The following is an 18,321-nucleotide window of genomic DNA, read 5'->3' as shown; positions in this document are numbered from 1 at the left end:
TGACACGGGGGCGGGTTGTACCGTCACACTCCGCAGCGACAGCACCGCGGGAAGCGTCTCGACGCTGCCCGGATGCCCATCGAGTGTCGACCGGAGAGAAGAGCGAAGTTGTCCCCGACCAGCGAGACCGCACAGGGCGGCCGCCGACTCGTCATCGTCGAGTCGCCTGCCAAGGCGAAGACGATCAAGGGCTATCTCGGCCCCGGATACGTCGTCGAGGCGAGCGTCGGGCACATCCGCGACCTCCCGAACGGCGCGGCCGAGGTCCCGGACGAGTACACCGGCGAGGTACGCCGCCTCGGGGTGGACGTCGAACACGACTTCCAGCCCATCTATGTCGTCAACGCGGATAAGAAGGCCCAGGTCAGGAAGCTCAAGCAGCTGCTGGCCGAGTCCGACGAACTCTTCCTCGCCACCGATGAGGACCGCGAGGGCGAAGCCATCGCGTGGCACCTGCAGGAAGTGCTCAAGCCCAAGGTCCCGGTCCACCGGATGGTCTTCCACGAGATCACCAAGGACGCGATCCGGGCCGCCGTCGCCAACCCGCGCGAGCTCAACCAGCGCATGGTCGACGCCCAGGAGACCCGCCGCATCCTTGACCGCCTCTACGGCTACGAGGTCTCGCCGGTCCTGTGGAAGAAGGTCATGCCGAAGCTCTCGGCGGGCCGCGTCCAGTCCGTCGCCACCCGCCTCGTCGTCGAGCGGGAGCGCGAGCGCATCGCCTTCCGCTCCGCCGAGTACTGGGACCTGACCGGAAAGTTCGCCACCGGCCGCACCGGTGACGCCTCCGACCCCTCGACCCTGACCGCCCGCCTCAGCGCGGTCGACGGCCGCCGGATCGCCCAGGGCCGCGACTTCGGCGCCGACGGGCAGCTCAAGGCCGGCTCGGCCCAGACCCTGCACCTGGACGAGGTGAACGCCCGCGCCCTGGCCGCCGCGCTCGCCGACTCCTCCTTCGCGGTCCGGTCCGTCGAGTCGAAGCCGTACCGCCGCTCCCCGTACGCCCCCTTCCGGACGACGACCCTCCAGCAGGAGGCGAGCCGCAAGCTGGGCTTCGGGGCCAAGGCGACCATGCAGGTGGCGCAGAAGCTGTACGAGAACGGCTTCATCACCTATATGCGTACGGACTCCACGACCCTCTCGGACACCGCGGTCTCCGCGGCCCGGGCCCAGGTCACGCAGTTGTACGGGGCGAACTACCTGCCCGAGAAGCCGCGTACGTACGCCGGGAAGGTCAAGAACGCGCAGGAGGCGCACGAGGCGATCCGCCCCTCCGGCGACCGCTTCCGCACCCCCGCCGAGACCGGGCTCACCGGCGACCAGTTCCGGCTCTACGAGCTGATCTGGAAGCGGACCGTCGCCTCCCAGATGAAGGACGCGACCGGTAACTCCGTCACCGTCAAGATCGGCGGCCGGACGAGCGACGGCCGGGACGCCGAGTTCTCCGCCTCCGGCAAGACGATCACCTTCCACGGCTTCATGAAGGCGTACGTCGAAGGCGCCGACGACCCGAACGCCGAGCTGGACGACCGTGAGCGGCGGCTGCCGCAGGTCACCGAGGGCGACGCGCTGTCCGCCGACGAGATCACGGTCGACGGGCACGCCACCAAGCCTCCGGCCCGCTACACCGAGGCCTCGCTGGTCAAAGAGCTCGAAGAGCGCGAGATCGGCCGCCCGTCGACGTACGCGTCGATCATCGGGACCATCCTGGACCGCGGCTACGTCTTCAAGAAGGGCACGGCGCTCGTCCCGTCCTTCCTCTCCTTCGCCGTGGTCAACCTGCTGGAGAAGCACTTCGGCCGGCTCGTCGACTACGACTTCACCGCCCGCATGGAGGACGACCTCGACCGCATCGCCCGGGGCGAGGCCCAGTCCGTGCCGTGGCTCAAGCGCTTCTACTTCGGCGCCCAGCCCGGTGACGACCTCTCCGGAGCCGGTGCGGCCTCCGACGCGGGCAACGGCGACGGCGACCACCTCGGCGGCCTGAAGGAACTGGTCACCGACCTCGGCGCGATCGACGCCCGGGAGATCTCCTCCTTCCCGGTCGGCAACGACATCAAGCTCCGCGTCGGCCGCTACGGCCCGTACATCGAGCGGGGCGAGAAGGACGCCGAGGGCCACCAGCGCGCCGACGTGCCCGAGGACCTGGCACCCGACGAGCTGAGCGTGGAGCTCGCCGAGGAGCTGCTGGCCAAGCCCAGCGGCGACTTCGAACTGGGCGCCGACCCGGTGTCCGGCAACCAGATCATCGCCAAGGACGGCCGCTACGGCCCGTACGTCACCGAGGTGCTGCCCGAGGGGACGCCGAAGACCGGCAAGAACGCGGTGAAGCCGCGGACCGCCTCCCTCTTCAAGTCCATGTCCCTGGACACGGTCACCCTCGCCGACGCCCTCAAGCTGATGTCGCTGCCGCGCGTCGTCGGTGAGGACGCCGAGGGCGTCGAGATCACCGCGCAGAACGGCCGCTACGGCCCGTATCTGAAGAAGGGCACCGACTCCCGCTCGCTGACCTCCGAGGATCAGCTCTTCGACATCACCCTCGAAGAGGCGTTGGCGATCTACGCCCAGCCCAAGCAGCGCGGCCGGGCCGCGGCCAAGCCGCCGCTGAAGGAGCTGGGCACCGACCCGGTCAGCGGTGCGCCGGTCGTGGTGAAGGACGGCCGCTTCGGCGCGTACGTCACCGACGGCGAGACCAACGCGACGCTGCGGACCGATGACAGCGTCGAGGACATCACGTCGGAGCGCGGCTACGAGCTGCTCGCCGAGAAGCGCGCCAAGGGACCCGCCAAGAAGAAGACGGCGAAGAAGGCCCCGGCGAAGAAGGCGACGGCCAAGAAGACGGCCGCGAAGAAGACGACGGCCGCCAAGACCACGGCCGCCAAGAAGACCGCGGCGAAGAAGACGACCACCACGAAGACGACGGCCACCAAGACGGCGGCTACGAAGACGGCGGCTACGAAGCCAGCGGCCAAGAAGACGGCGACGGCGAAGAAGACCGCCTCGGTTTCCGCTTCCGCTTCGGTCTCCTCGTCGCCCTCCTCCGAGGACTGACCGGTTCTGATGTTGTGACCCCTTGCTGCCCGGCACCTGATCCAGGTGCCGGGCAGCACTGCGTCGGAGGCCTGTTCGAGAGCTGGCCGGAAGTCGTCTGCGGCCATATGTTCGGACGGGCCGACAGTCACCGCACCGCTGCCGATAGGCTGGGCGGATGACGCGAGCCGAGCAGCCAACGGTCGTGAGCCCCACCTCCGACACACTTGCCGCAGACTCACGCGAGCGCGCCGTACGAGCCCTGTTGCGTGTTCCCCCGCTGAAGCGGTTGTGGAGCGCCCAGCTCGTCGGCGGTATCGGCGATGCACTCGCCCTTCTCGTGTTGGTGCTGTTGTCGCTGCAAGCAGCGGTCCTGGAGGGCTCATTCGGGGCCGGATACCGCGGGGCGGCCTTCGCCGTCGCCGCCGTGTTCGGTGCCCGCATCCTTTCCACCGTGCTCTTCGGAGCCGTACTCCTGGGGCCTTTGACGACGCTCACCGCGCCCGGCGGGAAACTGGACCGGCGGTGGCTGATGATCGGGACGGACGGGCTCCGGCTCGCCCTGCTGGTCGTCGCCCCGCTGTGGATCGACTGGGTGCCGAACAAGGCGCCCATGATGATCCTCATCACCGTCTTCGTGACGGGTGCGGCCGAGCGCCTGTGGGCGGTGGCCAAGGAGAGCGCCGCCCCGGCGCTGCTGCCGGCCCCGCCGATCGAGGGCGCCGCCGTACGTCCGCTCCCCGACCACCTCGACGCCCTGCGCAGGCTGTCGCTCCGTACGAACTTCCTCGCCGTCCCCGCCGCCGCGGTGGTCCTCCTGGCCGCCACGCTGGTCGGCAACCTCCTCGGCACGGGCCTGGAATGGTTCTCCTTCCACCAGGCGGCCCTCGGTTCGTATGTGGCGGCCGGTCTGTTCTCGGCCTCCATCTCGACCCTGTACTTCCTCGAACTGCCCGACACCCAGACCCCCCGGCCGCGCTCGCCCCTGGAAGGGCTGCGCCGCCCCACCACCGGCAGCGTCCCCGACAAGGGCCGCACCGGCGCCCTCCCGCTGACCGTCGCGGTCTGCGCGGCCGTCGCCGGAGCCATCGCCGCGGCCGCGGCCGTATCCGTCCTGCATGCCTATGACCTGGGCGGCGGACCCGTTACGTTCGCGCTGCTGATCCTCGCGCTGACCGGCGGCACCGCCCTCGGTATCCGTACGGCGCAGAAGGTGCTCCCCGCCCTGTCGCGGCGCCGCCTGCTCGCGCTGGCCACCGCCGTCACGGGCCTCGCGCTCCTCGCGCTCGGCCTGGTGCCGGACACGGCCACCGGGCTCGGGATCGCCCTGCTGGCCGGTTACGCGGCCGGGGTCGCCGCCAACATCGGCCACACGATCATCGACCAGGAGACCGAGGCGTTCCGGCAGGCCCGGACCACCGAACACCTCCAGGCCCTCGTGCGGGTGCTCGTCGCGCTCGGCGCGGTCGCTGGCCCGTTGCTCGCCGCCGCGATCGGGCAGCACCGCCTGGGCAGCGGCGACTTCGCCTTCGCCCACGGCGGGGCGGCCTACACGCTGATGCTGATCGGCGCGCTGCTGCTGCCGCTCGCCGCGATCGTCGTCGCCAGGACGGACGACCGGGCGGGCGTACCGCTCCGCCGCGACCTGCGCGAGGCGCTGCGCGGCGGTGACCCGGCGGTCGCCCCGGCGGCCACGGGCTTCTTCCTCGCCCTGGAGGGCGGCGACGGAGCGGGCAAGTCCACCCAGGTGGAGGCGCTCACCGACTGGATCCGGTCCAAGGGCCACGAGGTCGTCGTGACCCGCGAGCCCGGCGCCACCCCGGTCGGCAAGCGGCTGCGGTCGATCCTGCTGGACGTCTCCTCGGCCGGTCTCTCCAACCGCGCCGAGGCGCTGCTGTACGCCGCCGACCGCGCCGAGCACGTCGACTCCGTGGTCCGTCCGGCGCTGGAGCGCGGCGCGATCGTCATCTCCGACCGCTACATCGACTCCTCCGTCGCCTACCAGGGCGCCGGACGCGACCTGGCCCCGACCGAGATCGCCCGGATCTCGCGGTGGGCGACGAGCGGCCTCGTACCGCATCTGACGGTGCTGCTGGACGTCGACCCGCAGACCGCGCGGGAACGGTTCACGGAGGCGCCGGACCGGCTGGAGTCGGAGCCGACGGAGTTCCATGAGCGGGTACGGTCCGGGTTCCTGACCCTGGCCGCGGCCGACCCGACGCGCTACCTGGTGGTGGACGCCGGGCAGGAGCCCGAAGCGATCACCACGGTCGTACGTCACCGGCTCGACCGGCTCCTCCCGCTCTCCGAGGCCGAGATCGAGGCCATCGAGGAGGCCCGCCGCAAGGCCGAGGAGGAGGCGCGGCGCAAGGCGGAGGAAGAGGCCGCCCGCAAGGCCGAGGAGGAGCGCCTGGAGAAGGAGCGCCAGGAGCAGCTCGCCCGGCTGCGCGCCGAGGAGGAGGAGCGCAAGCAGCGCGAGCTGGAGGAGGCCCGCCGGCGCGAGGCCGAACGCCAGGCGGAGGAGGCCCGGCAGCGCGCCGAGGAGGCCCGCCGCCGCGCCGAGGAGGACCGCCGCCGGCTGGAGGCCGAGGAGCGGGCCCGCGAGGCAGAGCAGGAACGCCTCCGCAAGCAGGCCGAGGAGGAGGCGCGGCTGCGCAAGGAGGCGGAGGCGCTCCGCCTGGAGAAGCAGCGCAAGGCGGAGGAGGCGCTGGTCCGGGCCGAGGAGGCCCGCCGCCGGGCGGAGGCCGAGGCGGCCGCCCGTACGGAGGCGGCTCGGGCGGAGGCGGCTCGGGCGGAGGCCGAGAGGGTTGCGGCGGAGAGGGCTGCGGCGGCTCGGGCGGAGGCGGCTCGGGCGGAGGCCGAGAGGGTTGCGGCTTCCCGCGCATCTCACGAGTCCCGTGATCCGCGTGATGTCCGCGAGTCCCGTGATCCGCGTGATCCGCGTGATCCCCGCGATGCGCGTGATTCCCGTACGGAGGCGTCCTTTACGGAGACGTCCTCTACGAAGGCGTCCTTTACGAAGGCGTCCTCTATGGAGGCGTCCTCGCGGTCGGAGGGGCCCACCGTTCCGGAGAACGAGCTGACGGTGCCGACGCCGATCGTGAACCCGAACGACATCACGCAGCCGGTGCCCACGGCACGTCCCGAGGAGCGCACGCCGTCCGACCGCCGTCCTTCTCCTTCGGAGGAGGACGAGACGACGATGCTGCCGCGGATCACGGACGAGCGACCGGGGCGCGACTCCCGGGACGTACGTGATACCCGGGACGCCGACGAGACGGCCGTGCTGCCGCCCGTGCGCGGCGACCAGCCTTCCGATCGGGTGCCCCCGGGCTACTTCCGGGACGAGGGCCCGGCGTCCTCGCCGGTGGAGAGCGAGAACGAGCGCACCCGGGAACTGCCGCAGGTCGAGGATCCGCAGGCCGCGGGCCCGGCCGGTGACGAGTCCCGCAGCCGCCGCAAGCGCCCCCGTTCGGACTGGGCCGAGGAGACCCCGCTGGACGATCTGCCGACACTGGCGGACGAACTGCTCGGCGGGCACGACGACGACGGCCCCAGGGGCCGGGGGCGCCGCCCGCGCGGCTGACCCGAACCTGCCCGAAGTCCGGCCCGTCCGCCCCTGAGGGGTGGGCGGGCCGGACTGTCAGTGGCGTCCCCCACAATGGAATCCGACATGGGATCCGACGATGGGAAGGGCGGTGACCCATGACCGTATGGGACGACCTGGTCGGACAGGACCGAGTGCGGGAACAGCTCGCCGCTGCCGCCAAGGACGCCGATGCGCTGGTCACGGCCGTCTCCGACGGTGAGGCGGTGGAGCAGGGCTCGAAGATGACCCATGCCTGGCTGTTCACCGGACCCCCGGGTTCCGGGCGGTCCACCGCCGCCCGGGCCTTCGCCGCCGCGCTCCAGTGCACCAGCCCGGACCGCGCACTGGGCGGGGAGCCCGGCTGCGGCTTCTGCGACGGCTGCCACACGAGCCTGATCGGTACGCACGCCGACGTCCAGGTCATCCGTACGGACCTGCTCTCCATCGGTGTGAAGGAGACCCGCGACCTGGTCCGCCGCGCCCAGCTCTCCCCGGCGGTCGGCCGGTGGCAGGTCATCGTCATGGAGGACGCCGACCGGCTCACCGAGGGCGCGGGCAACGTGCTGCTGAAGGCGGTCGAGGAGCCCGCGCCGCGCACGGTCTGGATGCTGTGCGCCCCGTCGCTCGAAGATGTCCTGCCCACGATCCGTTCCCGGTGCCGCCACCTGACCCTGGGCACCCCGCCGGTGGAGGCCGTGGCGGACGTCCTGATCCGCCGCGACGGCGTCGATCCCGCCCGGGCCCACGCGGCGGCGCGGGCCACCCAGGGGCACATCGGCCGGGCGCGCCGCCTCGCCACGGACGAGCGGGTGCGGGCGCGGCGGGCGGCGGTGCTCAAGGTTCCGTTGCGGGTCGCCGACGTCGGCGGCTGCCTCAAGGCGGCCCAGGAGCTGATCGACACGGCCACCGACGACGCCAAGCAGATGGCGGAGGAGGTGGACGTCAAGGAGACCGAGGACCTCAAGGCGGCGCTCGGCGGGGTCGCGGGCGGCCGGATGCCGCGGGGCACGGCGGGGGCGATGAAGGAGCTGGAGGACAAGCAGAAGCGCCGCAAGACGCGGACCCAGCGCGACAGCCTGGACCTGGCACTGACCGAGCTCACCGGCTTCTACCGCGATGTGCTGGCGCTCCAGCTCGGTTCGCGGATCGCCATCGCCAATGTGGACGTGCAGGACTCCCTGGACCGGATCGCGGGGTCCTCGACGCCCGCGCAGACTCTGCGCAGGATCGAGGCGGTGATCGCGTGCCGGCAGGCGATGGACCGCAATGTGGCGCCGCTGCTGGCAGTGGAGGCGATGACGGTGTCGCTGAGAGCGGGCTGACCCGGGAGGGCCGGAGTGGCGGCTGTTCACCCGATTGAGCAGGGAATCGGACGACTCGTCACCCGGCGGCTACGCTCCCAGGATGGATACCAGGCGCCTGCTCCGCACCTTCGCCATCGGGATCGGCACTGCCGGCCTGCTCGTCTCCGGCTGCAGCGGCGGCGGCTCGTCGCCGAGCGCCTCCGCGACCGGCACGGCCGCTCCCGCCGGACTGACCTCGTACTACGCGCAGAAGCTGAACTGGCGCGACTGCGGGGTGGAGGGGTTCGAGTGCGCGACGATGAAGGCGCCGAGGGACTACGACAAGCCGGATGACGGCGACATCGACCTCGCGGTCTCCCGCAAGAAGGCAACCGGACCCGGCAAGCGGATCGGCTCGCTCCTGGTGAACCCGGGCGGCCCCGGCGGCTCCGCGATCAGCTATCTCCAGGGATACGCGGCACTCGGCTACCCGGCCCAGGTCAGGGCCCGCTACGACATGGTGGCCATCGACCCGCGCGGTGTCGCCCGCAGCGAGCCCGTCGAGTGCCTGACCGGCAAGGAGATGGACGCCTACACGCAGGTCGATCAGACACCCGACGACGAGGCCGAGGTCAAGAAGCTCGGCGGGGCCTTCGAGAAGTTCGCGCGGGGCTGCGAGAAGCGGTCCGGCGAGATCCTCCCGTACGTCTCCACCGTCGAGACGGCCCGCGACATGGACATCCTGCGGGCGTTGCTCGGCGACGAGAAGCTGCAGTACGTGGGTGCCTCGTACGGGACCTTCCTGGGCGCCACGTACGCGGACCTGTTCCCGGAGCGGGCCGGGCGCCTGGTCCTGGACGGGGCGATGGACCCCTCCCTAGAGGCCATCGACATGAACCGCGACCAGACGGCGGGCTTCGAGGAGGCGTTCCAGTCCTTCGCCGCCGACTGCGTCAAGCAGCCGGACTGCCCGCTGGGCACGACGTCCACCGCCGACGCGGCGACCGCGCTGAAGCAGCTGTTCAAGGAGCTGGACGCCAAGCCGATCCCGACCGGCGACGACCGCCCGCTCGGCGAATCCCTGGCCACCACCGGGGTGATCGCGGCGATGTACGACGAGGCGGTGTGGCCCCAGCTCCGCGAGGCGCTGGCCGGCGCCCGGCACAGCGACGGCTCCGGCCTCCTCTCGCTGGCCGACAGCTACTACGAACGCGAGCCGAACGGGAAGTACCCGAACCTGATGTTCGCCAACGCCGCCGTGAACTGCCTCGACCTGCCCCCCGCCTTCGACAGCCCCGACGCGGTGGAGAAGGCGCTCCCCGACTTCGACGAGGCATCCCCGGTCTTCGGCCGCGGCTTCGCCTGGGCCTCCCTGAACTGCGCGTACTGGCCCACCGAGCCCACGGGCACCGCCCACCGCACGGAGGCGAGGGGCGCCGCCCCGATCGTCGTGGTCGGCACCACCCGCGACCCCGCCACCCCGTACAAGTGGTCCCGCTCCCTCGCCGACCAGCTCTCCTCCGGCACCCTGCTCACCTACGAAGGCGACGGCCACACCGCGTACGGCCGGGGCAGCGACTGCATCGACACGGCGATCAACACGTACCTCCTGGAGGGCAACCCGCCCGCCGACGGCAAGAAGTGCACCTGACCCCCTCTGACCAGGGCAAACACCTCCGGGGGTGCCGTGTACGGAGCACCCCCGGAAACTGTGTAGACTTGGCCCCGCTGCTGATCGCACCATAGTGCGGCAGGGCGCGCCGCCTTAGCTCAGTTGGCCAGAGCAACGCACTCGTAATGCGTAGGTCTCGGGTTCGAATCCCGAAGGCGGCTCAGAAAAACCCCAGGTCACATAGCCCGTGACCTGGGGTTTCTGCTATTTCGGGGTCGGTCGGCGCATGTGGCGACTAGGACCCTGGTGTCTGTGCGTGAGCGATGCGTGAGCGGAGCGCCTCCGGAGATCAGAAGCGGACCCGGGCACGGCCGGTGGGCAGGCGCCGCACTTTTCCTGCATTGATGGCATGTCCCCTGCATGGTTCCACCCGGCGTCGACGCGAGCGTGGCCGCGGGCTGTGGTGCCTTCCGTGCCGCGAGTGGAGCGGGCCGGCAGGCCCGGCCAGCCGACAGTGGTCCCGGCGACACATGCGCGCGAATCGGCGGGCTATATAAAGATGTAGGCGTTCTCATGCCCCATGAGAACGCCAATACAAGTAACTCCCTTGTGACACGAGCGCATTGCGGCGACATTGGTTGGCATCTGACCGCCCTCGTCTGTCTCGGAGCGCCGATGTATCCCGCCCGTCGTTTCACCCTGGGGAGCCCTGCGAGCGGCATCGTTCCGATGCGTGCCGTTCGGACCCGCGTCATCCTGCCCGCCGAACGTCACGGAGGGCAGGGATGAGTGTGGGGGGATCCGGGATCCCGCGGCTGCAGGATCTCGCGTACATAGAGGTCGCCATCGGCCAGGTAGCCAATGGGGCGACCTTCGAGCAGGTCCGACGGGCCTTGGTCCAAAGGGCTGCGGATGTGGCGCGCGAGAGTGACACAGACGGCTCCTACTCCCCGCACAAGTGGGAGCGGGCGAAGGCGGACATCAAGAAGCACGTTCACAACACCGTCGATGTACTCAAGGAACTCATGCGGCTGGGGTGGGTGGAGAGGCACATCCTGCCGTCCGGCCCCAACTCCGCTTACGCACATGCGGATTCCACGTTCCGTCTTACTCAGGCCGGCGAGGGTTGGGCGCGGCTCGTTGCCGTGGACCGCCGAGCCGCCTACAACGCCCTCACCGGCGTGCTGGTCGCAACCCACCCGCAGTTCGAAGGATTCCTGCGTCTGGTCGGCGCCCGGCCGGACAGCGTTGCCGCCCATCTCACCGTCCCGCTTCTGAAGTTCAACGCCATGGAATATCGGACCAATGGCGCCTATCTCGATGACTTCGTCCAGTTCGCTGTGGACGCCGTGCAGCAAGGTTCTCTCGGTTGGATCACGGAGCCCGAGGTCATCAGTGGAAGTGTCCGCAGTTACGTCCGGCGGTTCGAGGAGAGGGCAGAGGCTCGTCAGAAGGTGATCAGCCGCAAGCAGTTCGCCGTCACCTGCGAGGAGGCCATGACTCGTGTCGCCTTCAGCGCCGCGGGCTGCAAGATGGACTACATCAGTCACGAACTGCTGCGCCGATGGACCCGGTTTCTCGGTCTGGCCAACTTCAGTTACTACGCGCCCGGCCCACCGGCCTTGAGGCTTTGGTCCACCGCCACGGTGACGGGCAGCGGTGGCAGGGCAGTGATCAGCCGTCGCGTCGGGAAGGACGTCCGGCGGGCCGCTCTCGACGGTACCTGGGCGGTCTGGCGCGATCAGCGAGCTGACGGGGCTGGGGGCATGTACCTGCCCGTCTGGCAGCTACGAGCCGCGGTCTGCTGGAAACAGCGGATCAGCGACGACGAGTTTGATCGGGCGCTTCGGGAGGCACTGGCCGGCGAGCACCAGGGCCTCGGCCTGAGCATTCACCTGGATCAGGCGTCGCTGCGGGTCGCCCCCGCCTCGACCAAGCCGCTGGTCATCCCCAGCGCGAGTGGCCTCCGCCGGGTGTTCAACGTCATCAGCATCGCACCGGACGTCGCCACCACGACCACCGACATCACCGAGGAGATCCGAAACCGATGACCATCGCCCCCCGCACCGCGGGCCCCGTCTGGCTGAAGAAGCAGTGGGGGTTGCGTAACAATCCCTTCCCGACCACCGGAATCGCCCGGCTTGGTGGCAGCGACGAGCGCGAGAACGGTCTTCTCTACGAGCCGGATGTGAATGCGGACAAACTCCAGGAGACCATCGAGAAGTTCGTCTTGGGCGCGGCGTTCTCGGGCCTTCGGTTCGGCTACCTGTGGTCGACCGGCACCGGGCCGGGAGACTCGGACGCTCGTGGTTTTGGCAAGTCCGTGCTGATGCAGCATCTGACCGGGAGCCTCAACGAGGACTTCGGCCGTACGGCCTACCTCAGTTGCGGACTCGATGAGGAGGACGCCGATGAGGTGCCGATCTGTGGGCTGCTGACCAGCTTCGACACCGCCCAGATCCGCTCTCTCAGCGCGGCTCTGTTCACTGCCGTCGAGTACGCGACCGACTTTCGAGCACATGATAAGGACCTCACTCTCGCCCAGCGCCTTCGGCAAGCGCTCGTCGCGTGCACTGCGGCCGAAGATCCTCAGACGTTGGCGAAATTCGTCATCGATGAACACCGGGATCTGCGTGGGCGCACCCTCGGGCCGCCCGACGACAAGCTCATCCTCGCCTTGTGCGACGCCGACCCGTCCGTGGCGAGGGACTACCTCGACAGGGTCAAGCCCGCTTCGCGCACACGCAACGGATCGGTGTATCTCGCCACGTTCCTCCTCTTCGCGGCGGCTGCCGGCATGAAGCACGTGTTGCTCTGCTGCGACCAACTGGAGGACCTCGCGAGCACCACCACGGCCAAGGCCAAACGTGATCTGGAAACGGAGCGCTTTCGCGACATCATCCTTGAGACGCTGCCCATGGCCGACATGCTCAGCATCGTGGTGACCATGCACCCGCGGGCTGCCCTCACCATCGGCACGGCGTGGGAACTCGCGGACCTTCCGACCTTTGAGATCTCCGAGGCCAACAAGCACCGGATCGTGGTGCTGCCGGCTCTGCGGGATCTTCCCTCGGCCGTCAAACTCCTCACCAAATACCTAGACGCGGCTCGGAAGAAGACTGACCGGACGTCCGCCGACATCCACCCCTTCACCCCGGCCGCTGTGGCGGCGCTATTCAGCCGGTCGAACCGCAAGCCGCGCGATGTGCTGCGCAAGGCGCATGGTCTCATCGAGGCCGCTTCGGGCGACAACCTGGAGATTATCGACGAGCAGGCGGTTGCCCGCTATCTCGACGCGGTCGGACCTGACACGGAAGAAGACATCGGTCCCGTCGTGGCCGGTTCGGTGACGGCGTCTCCGGATTGGAGCGAAGGGTGAGTTCCGGCTTTGCCGAGATCGGAGGCGAGGCATGAGTCTGGGCTTCTGCCGCTTATGCGTGTCCCCCTTGGCTCCGTGGGAGAAGGGGCGCTGCGGATGCGGCGGGCCGCGAAGGATGGGGAATGCGGAAATCATGTACGCGATCGCCTGTTCCGTCCGTGCGCCTGTCCATGTCCAGGACTTCGTGCGTCTGGCAGAGCGTGACTACGGCCGCAACCTGGGAAGGTCGACGGCGAACGCCGTTCTCTCCCCCGACCGGCGATTCTGCTGGGCCGGCGGCGGGTTGTACGCCCTGTACAGGCATGGCCCGCTGCCGGGCCCGCGGAGCCTCGAAGAGGCCAGTCGCCTTCTCCTCGTCGCGGCTGATAGGCCCTTGACGATCGGGGCCATGGACTTTTGCCTCAAACAGCTCGGCTACCGCTATAACGTCGGCTCCCTACAGAACGCGATCCGCCGCTCAGCGGCGATCCACTGGCAGCGGGACGGTCAGTGGGCCCACGCTCGTGGTGACGAGGCCGAACGGGAGTTGCGTCGTCAGATACCGATGGTTCCGGACAAGCAGCAGGATGCGTGGACGGTCATGCGCGACGCCCTGGCGCGTCGAATTCGAGAACTCATCGCCCAGCGCACCGAGCGATTGCGAGACCTCGGAAACCTCAACCGATTCGGGCTCGATTGGAACGAGAACTGAGGACGTGAGCTACCTGCGTAATGCGTAGGTCTCGGGTTCGAATACCGAAGGCGGCTCAGAAGAACCCTAGGTCACATAGCCCGTGACCTGGCGTTTTCTGTTGCTCGGGGCATGACAGGGCGCGCGGCCGGGTTGCCGTGGCGTTGCTTGCGTGAGCGATGCGTGCGGAGCCGCTCGGGGACCTAGTTCGTGGGCTTGCGGCGGGTGGCTTTCTTGGCTGACTTGGCCTGAGCTTTAGCCTTGTCCTTCTTCGGCTTGCCGCCCCTGCCAGCGTCGGCCTCCTTGGCCGCAGCCGTCCTGGCCTTCTCCTTCTTCGTGGCCTTGCGCGCGGCCTTCTCGGCCTCGGCCTTGCGCTGGAGGGGGACGAGCTTCGCGTGGGCCTCGGCGGCACTCTTGCCGACGTGGGGGAGGACGCTCTGGTAGATGTCCCGCGTGATGCGGGTGTCGCTGTGCCCGAGGGTGTCCGACACGATCTTGATGTCGATGCCGGCGGCGAGCATGAGGGTGGCCGCGCCGTGGCGGAGGTCGTGCAGGCGGATCGGCGGGAGGCCGGAGGCGGCGACGAGGCGCTCGAAGAGGTCGGTCACCTTGCCGGGGTGGAGCCTGGAGCCGTCTTCCTGGGTGAAGACGTGGCCGGTATCGACCCAGGCTGTGCCCCACTCTGCGCGGGCCTTGTCCTGCCGCTCGCGATGCTGCTTCAGCACCTCGACGGTGTCGTCATCGAGGGCGACCACGCGAGAGCCGCTGTCGGTCTTGGGATCTGAGGCTTCCACTTCCCAGCCATCCTGCACGAGTTGGGAGGAGACGGTGAGGAAGTGGGTGCCGAGGTTCGTCTCCGACCACGGCTGCCCGCACGCCTCGCCACGGCGCAGGCCGCGGAGCGCGATCAGGTGCCACATCGCGTACAGCCGGTCCTCGGCGACGAAGTCGAGGAAGGCGCCGGTCTGTTCCGGCGTCCAGACCATCACGGGCGAGGGCTTCTCGCCCGTCTGCTCCCACTTGGCGACCCGCTCGTCGGTCCACACGAGCGCCTTTGGCTTGCGCACGGGGTCGATCTCGACATGGGCGGCGGGGTTGAACGTGATGATCTGCTGCCCGATCGCGTCGTTCAGGGCCGCGCGGAGCGTGGCCTTGACGTGCAGCCGCGTAGCTGGACCGGTGACGCGTCGGAAGGGCGGCATCTCGTGGATCGCGGCCTTCAACGCCTTGCGGCGGGCGCGGTTCCCGATGCCCTTCCACGGCACGGTTGCCAGTTCGTCAAGTGCGGCCCTTCGCTGGGCGTTGTCTTCCAGGATCTGGGCGTTGGCGTCGCGGATGTCGGTGAACATCTCGCTGAGGTGGCTGACGCGCAGCCGGTCCAAACGCCGGTTGCCGATGCGCGGCTTCAGGTGGACGCGGATGTCGGTCTCGTAGCGGTTGAGGCCGGACTTGCGTATCCGCTTGCCGGCCAGCCACCGATCGAGCCATTCGGCCACGGTCAGGCTGCCGATGAGATCCTGCCCGGAGTTGAGGCGCCGCCGCGTCTCCTCGACCTCGGGCAGAGGTGACCGCTCTCGACTGACCTCGGCCAGCATCTCGGCGATGAGTTCGGTGCCCTCGGGGTCGTCCGAGTCGGCGAGCCCGAGCAGGGCGCGTACGTGGTCGAGGTCGGCCTGGGCTGCCTTGAGACTCGCGTACCCGCCACGGGCGAAGGAGCGGCGGCTGCCGTCCTCGCGGGGTGAGAGCTCCTGGCGCATGGAGTAGGTGCAGTGGTTCCTGCCGTTGCGCTTGGGGCAGGAGGTGCCGAGTTCCTTGCCGGTCTTCGGGTCGCGGCAGGAGCAGCGGCGGTAGGTGGAGCCCTTCAAAGATCATTCTCCTCGGTGGTTTCGGGGTTGGCCCCGGTCGGGGCGATCACGTCGGCCACTTCTGGCCACAGGAACGGGGGTGTAACGCCCTCTTCCTCGATGAAGGCGCGAACTCTGAGCAGGCGGCTTTGGGCCTCCTCGGCCGCCTCGGCGGCACGGGCCTGGGAGCGGAGGGCTTCGGCCTTCCGGTCGGCATTGTGGGCGGTCTGCGCGTGGTAGCGGGCGTACTCCTCGTCGCGTTGCGCGCTTCGTAGCTGCTCCTGGGCAGTTTGATGGACACGGAAGTAGCGGAGCATGTCGTCGTCCGCGCCGAGTTCGGTCTCCTCTCCGGTGAACCGGCGCAGGGCGTCCAGGGTGGAAGTGGGGTCCTGGAACGGGAGCCGCTGCACGACATCGACGTAGCCCACGGGATAGAGCAGGCAGATGGGCGGGGTACGCAGCGCCTCAGCCAGCACCATGACGTCGACCAAGGGCAGGTTGGAGCGGCGTCCGGACTCCATGTTGGCGATGACGTTGCGGGGGATCGGATGGCCGATTTCCGCGCATCTGTCGGCCAAATCCTGTGCGCTCCAACCCAGTTCCTTCCGTCGTCTGCGGACCTCGGCGGCCACGGTGGCCATGACCTGGTCCACCCACTCCGGGACGTCGTCCTCGTCGTCGGCCTTGCTCGATCCATGGTGACTTCTGCGTTGTGTCATGTAGACACATTAACTCGCTTAGCGTTGATTCCAAGACCTGGAGACGGACGCGGAGGTCGCGTTCGCCGTGGGCTCAGTCATGGATGGAGTGCGCATGCGCCAGAACGAAGACGCCGGAGGGGCGAAGGGGATGAGTCGCGAGGAGCTTCTGAGGCTCCCGGCGGCCGTTGACCTGGAGACGGGTAACCGCGCGCTGGGGCTCGGCCGGAGCAAGGGCTACGAGTTGGCCAAGCGCGGCCAGTACCCGTGCAAGGTGCTCAGGCTCGGGAATGCCTACCGGGTGGTGACGGCAGACCTGCTGGCCTTGCTGGGGCTGGCCGCATGAGGCGCCGGATGCGCCGTAGGCGCCTCTGCGCTGAGCTGACACAGAAACGCTGGACTGTGGCACGGCGTGGACGTACTGTCCGTGGTCGCTCGCGGTACCGAGACCCCCGCGAGAAGAGGGAGAGCCTCCGACGGTGCAACGCCGGAGGCTCCAGGACTCCCCAGCAATCCCGTGAGATCCGACCCGGCGGCAAGGGCGTGCAAGCCCGCAGCCGCCAGATGAGGAGCCGCCGAGTGCAACCCGAGAACCCCGACCCCTATTCCGCCCCCGCCCGAGCGGCCTGGCCCGCCACGGCCATCCCCGGCCAGCCCGGCGCTCATCTGGGTCCGGCCCAGGCCGCCTATGCCATAGCGGAGATGCACGATGGTCCGGCTGACGGCAGCGAGGCGGACCCGGCAAGGAGCCTGGAGACCATCCCCGACACGGAGCCGACGCCAGGCTCCGACCTGCTGGACGAACTGCGCTCCCAGATAGCCCAGTTCGTGATTCCGCCCTCTCCCGAGGCCCTGGACGCGGTCACCCTCTGGGTGGCGGCGACGCAGCTCCAGCCCGCCTGGCAGCACGCCCCCCGGCTGGCAGTGGTGGGACCTGCGAAGCGGTGCGGGAAGTCCCGGCTCCTGGACGTGCTGACCGAAACGGTCCACGAACCGATGCTCACCATCAACACCAACCAGCGGCCATCTTCCGCTCGATCAACGAGGAGGAGCCACCGACGCTGCTGGTGGACGAGGCTGACACCATCTTCGGCCCCAAGGTCGCGGAGAAGAACGAGGAGACACGCGGCCTCCTCAACGCCGGCGACCAACGCGGCCGGTACGTCACCCGGGTCGTTGGCAACGACCACACCCCGCACAAGTTCGCCACCTTCGCCATGGCGGCCATCGCGGGCATCGGTGACCTGCCAGACACCGTCATGGATCGATCCGTCGTCATCCGCATGCGCCGCAGGGCCGAGGGCGAGAAGGTCAAACCCTTCCGCTCGCGACGCGACATCCCGGCCCTGCACGAACTGCGCGACCGTATCCGCGCCTGGACCCTCCCGCTACTGGAGGACGCTGCGAGCCTGGAGCCGGAGATGCCGGTCGAGGACCGAGCCGCCGACACCTGGGAGCCTCTGGTGATCATCGCGGACCTGGCCGGCGGCCGCTGGCCACGGCTCGCGCGGATCGCGTGCGCACGGATGGTCGCGGCCGAGGTGGCAGCTGAGGAGGACCACCCGAGTGGGGCGCGCATCCTCGCTGACATCCGACGGGTCTTCTTCGCGCAGCGGGAGGCGGACAGCCTCTCCACCAAAGACCTCCTGCACCACCTGAACGCGGACGCCGAAGCCCCGTGGGGAGAGCGTGGACGCTACGGCCTGACCTCCCGGGAACTCAGCGGGATGCTGCGCGACTACGACATCCGGCCCGGCAACGTGCGCATGGCCGACCGGACTCAGCGCAAGGGCTACACGCGCAACAAGTTCCTGGACGCCTGGCGGCGGTACTGCCCGACCGTCCACCCGGTCGACGCTCGGCGCGGCGAAAGCTGACCCCCACCTCCCTGGTTGCCGTACTTGCCGTCCCTGCCGTGATCGTGCAGGTCAGGGCACACAGCAGCAAGACGGCAGCCGAGGGCAAGACGGCAGCGCACGCGCCTGAGCACGTGCAGCCAGCAGGGGGACAGCGTCCAGATCCGTCTTGCCCCGTCCCAGGCGTCTTCGCCGTATCGCAGCAGGTCACAGTCCTGCTTGCCGGGACGGCTGCCATAACGCAACCGTCCCGGTGAGGGACAAGCCGTCCCAAGGCGGAGCCCGAACCGAAGCCGCCGCCTCCCTGTCCCGAATCGGGACAAGACGCTGGCGCTGCCCGCCAGGACGGCACGTCCGGAG

Annotated in this window: 10 protein-coding genes, 1 tRNA gene and 1 pseudogene; 10 read left to right on the top strand and 2 right to left on the bottom strand. The window is 69.5% G+C overall.

What is annotated here, in order from left to right:
- Positions 1–108 precede the first annotated feature (108 nt).
- The 8 genes from topA (at position 109) to ACIQAK_RS09585 (ending at position 13,584) form a co-directional block, all read left to right on the top strand.
- Positions 109–3,051 carry a type I DNA topoisomerase gene (gene topA, locus ACIQAK_RS09620; protein ID WP_366388945.1) on the top strand — a complete coding sequence of 981 codons (2,943 nt, stop codon included), beginning with the start codon at positions 109–111 and terminating at the stop codon, positions 3,049–3,051.
- 157 nt (positions 3,052–3,208) lie between these two features.
- Complete coding sequence (tmk, locus tag ACIQAK_RS09615) at positions 3,209–6,616, top strand: dTMP kinase (protein WP_366388946.1); 3,408 nt, start codon at positions 3,209–3,211, stop codon at positions 6,614–6,616.
- A 119-nt stretch (positions 6,617–6,735) separates the two neighbouring features.
- Positions 6,736–7,941: a DNA polymerase III subunit delta' gene (locus ACIQAK_RS09610; RefSeq protein WP_366388947.1), complete on the top strand. Its 1,206-nt coding sequence runs from the start codon at positions 6,736–6,738 to the stop codon at positions 7,939–7,941.
- Positions 7,942–8,023: 82 nt separating this feature from the next.
- Positions 8,024–9,553, top strand: coding sequence for an alpha/beta hydrolase (locus ACIQAK_RS09605; RefSeq protein ID WP_366388948.1), 1,530 nt, complete (start codon positions 8,024–8,026; stop codon positions 9,551–9,553).
- A gap of 108 nt (positions 9,554–9,661) precedes the next feature.
- Positions 9,662–9,735: transfer RNA gene (locus ACIQAK_RS09600), tRNA-Thr, on the top strand.
- A 564-nt stretch (positions 9,736–10,299) separates the two neighbouring features.
- A complete protein-coding gene (locus ACIQAK_RS09595) occupies positions 10,300–11,565 on the top strand; it encodes a hypothetical protein (RefSeq protein ID WP_366388949.1) in 1,266 nt (421 codons plus the stop codon).
- Positions 11,562–12,893, top strand: coding sequence for a hypothetical protein (locus ACIQAK_RS09590; protein ID WP_366388950.1), 1,332 nt, complete (start codon positions 11,562–11,564; stop codon positions 12,891–12,893). Before ACIQAK_RS09595 ends, ACIQAK_RS09590 begins: the two co-directional genes overlap by 4 nt.
- Before the next feature lie 133 nt (positions 12,894–13,026).
- Positions 13,027–13,584 carry a hypothetical protein gene (locus ACIQAK_RS09585; protein WP_366388951.1) on the top strand — a complete coding sequence of 186 codons (558 nt, stop codon included), beginning with the start codon at positions 13,027–13,029 and terminating at the stop codon, positions 13,582–13,584.
- A 182-nt stretch (positions 13,585–13,766) separates the two neighbouring features.
- On the opposite strand, the gene ACIQAK_RS09580 is transcribed toward ACIQAK_RS09585, so the two are convergent.
- Together ACIQAK_RS09580 and ACIQAK_RS09575 are read right to left on the bottom strand one after the other, a co-directional pair.
- Entirely contained in the window at positions 13,767–15,428 is a 1,662-nt protein-coding gene (locus ACIQAK_RS09580) for a tyrosine-type recombinase/integrase (RefSeq protein ID WP_366388952.1), read from the bottom strand.
- Positions 15,425–16,126 carry a helix-turn-helix transcriptional regulator gene (locus ACIQAK_RS09575; protein WP_366388953.1) on the bottom strand — a complete coding sequence of 234 codons (702 nt, stop codon included), beginning with the start codon at positions 16,124–16,126 and terminating at the stop codon, positions 15,425–15,427. Before ACIQAK_RS09575 ends, ACIQAK_RS09580 begins: the two co-directional genes overlap by 4 nt.
- A gap of 94 nt (positions 16,127–16,220) precedes the next feature.
- Here ACIQAK_RS09575 and ACIQAK_RS09570 point away from each other — a divergent pair, with 94 nt between their 5' ends.
- Both ACIQAK_RS09570 and ACIQAK_RS09565 read left to right on the top strand, forming a co-directional pair.
- Positions 16,221–16,451 (top strand): hypothetical protein, encoded by a 231-nt coding sequence (locus ACIQAK_RS09570; RefSeq protein WP_366388954.1) that lies wholly within the window; start codon positions 16,221–16,223, stop codon positions 16,449–16,451.
- Positions 16,452–16,807: 356 nt separating this feature from the next.
- Positions 16,808–17,982 (top strand): annotated as a pseudogene (locus tag ACIQAK_RS09565) (DUF3631 domain-containing protein).
- Positions 17,983–18,321: the final 339 nt, after the last annotated feature.

The organism is Streptomyces sp. NPDC088706, from assembly GCF_044752765.1.
Classification (GTDB): domain Bacteria; phylum Actinomycetota; class Actinomycetes; order Streptomycetales; family Streptomycetaceae; genus Streptomyces.
Note: the sequence above shows the minus strand (reverse complement) of the source record. Positions and strands in the feature narration are given on the sequence as shown.

What these genes read in the sequence shown, in the direction of transcription:
- tmk (WP_366388946.1), top strand. Translation starts at nt 3,209, where the DNA reads ATGACGCGAGCCGAGCAGCCAACGGTCGTGAGCCCCACCTCCGACACA.
- ACIQAK_RS09610 (WP_366388947.1), top strand. Translation starts at nt 6,736, where the DNA reads ATGACCGTATGGGACGACCTGGTCGGACAGGACCGAGTGCGGGAACAG.
- ACIQAK_RS09605 (WP_366388948.1), top strand. Translation starts at nt 8,024, where the DNA reads ATGGATACCAGGCGCCTGCTCCGCACCTTCGCCATCGGGATCGGCACT.
- ACIQAK_RS09595 (WP_366388949.1), top strand. Translation starts at nt 10,300, where the DNA reads ATGAGTGTGGGGGGATCCGGGATCCCGCGGCTGCAGGATCTCGCGTAC.
- ACIQAK_RS09590 (WP_366388950.1), top strand. Translation starts at nt 11,562, where the DNA reads ATGACCATCGCCCCCCGCACCGCGGGCCCCGTCTGGCTGAAGAAGCAG.
- ACIQAK_RS09585 (WP_366388951.1), top strand. Translation starts at nt 13,027, where the DNA reads ATGTACGCGATCGCCTGTTCCGTCCGTGCGCCTGTCCATGTCCAGGAC.
- ACIQAK_RS09575 (WP_366388953.1), bottom strand. Translation starts at nt 16,126, where the DNA reads ATGACACAACGCAGAAGTCACCATGGATCGAGCAAGGCCGACGACGAG.
- ACIQAK_RS09570 (WP_366388954.1), top strand. Translation starts at nt 16,221, where the DNA reads ATGCGCCAGAACGAAGACGCCGGAGGGGCGAAGGGGATGAGTCGCGAG.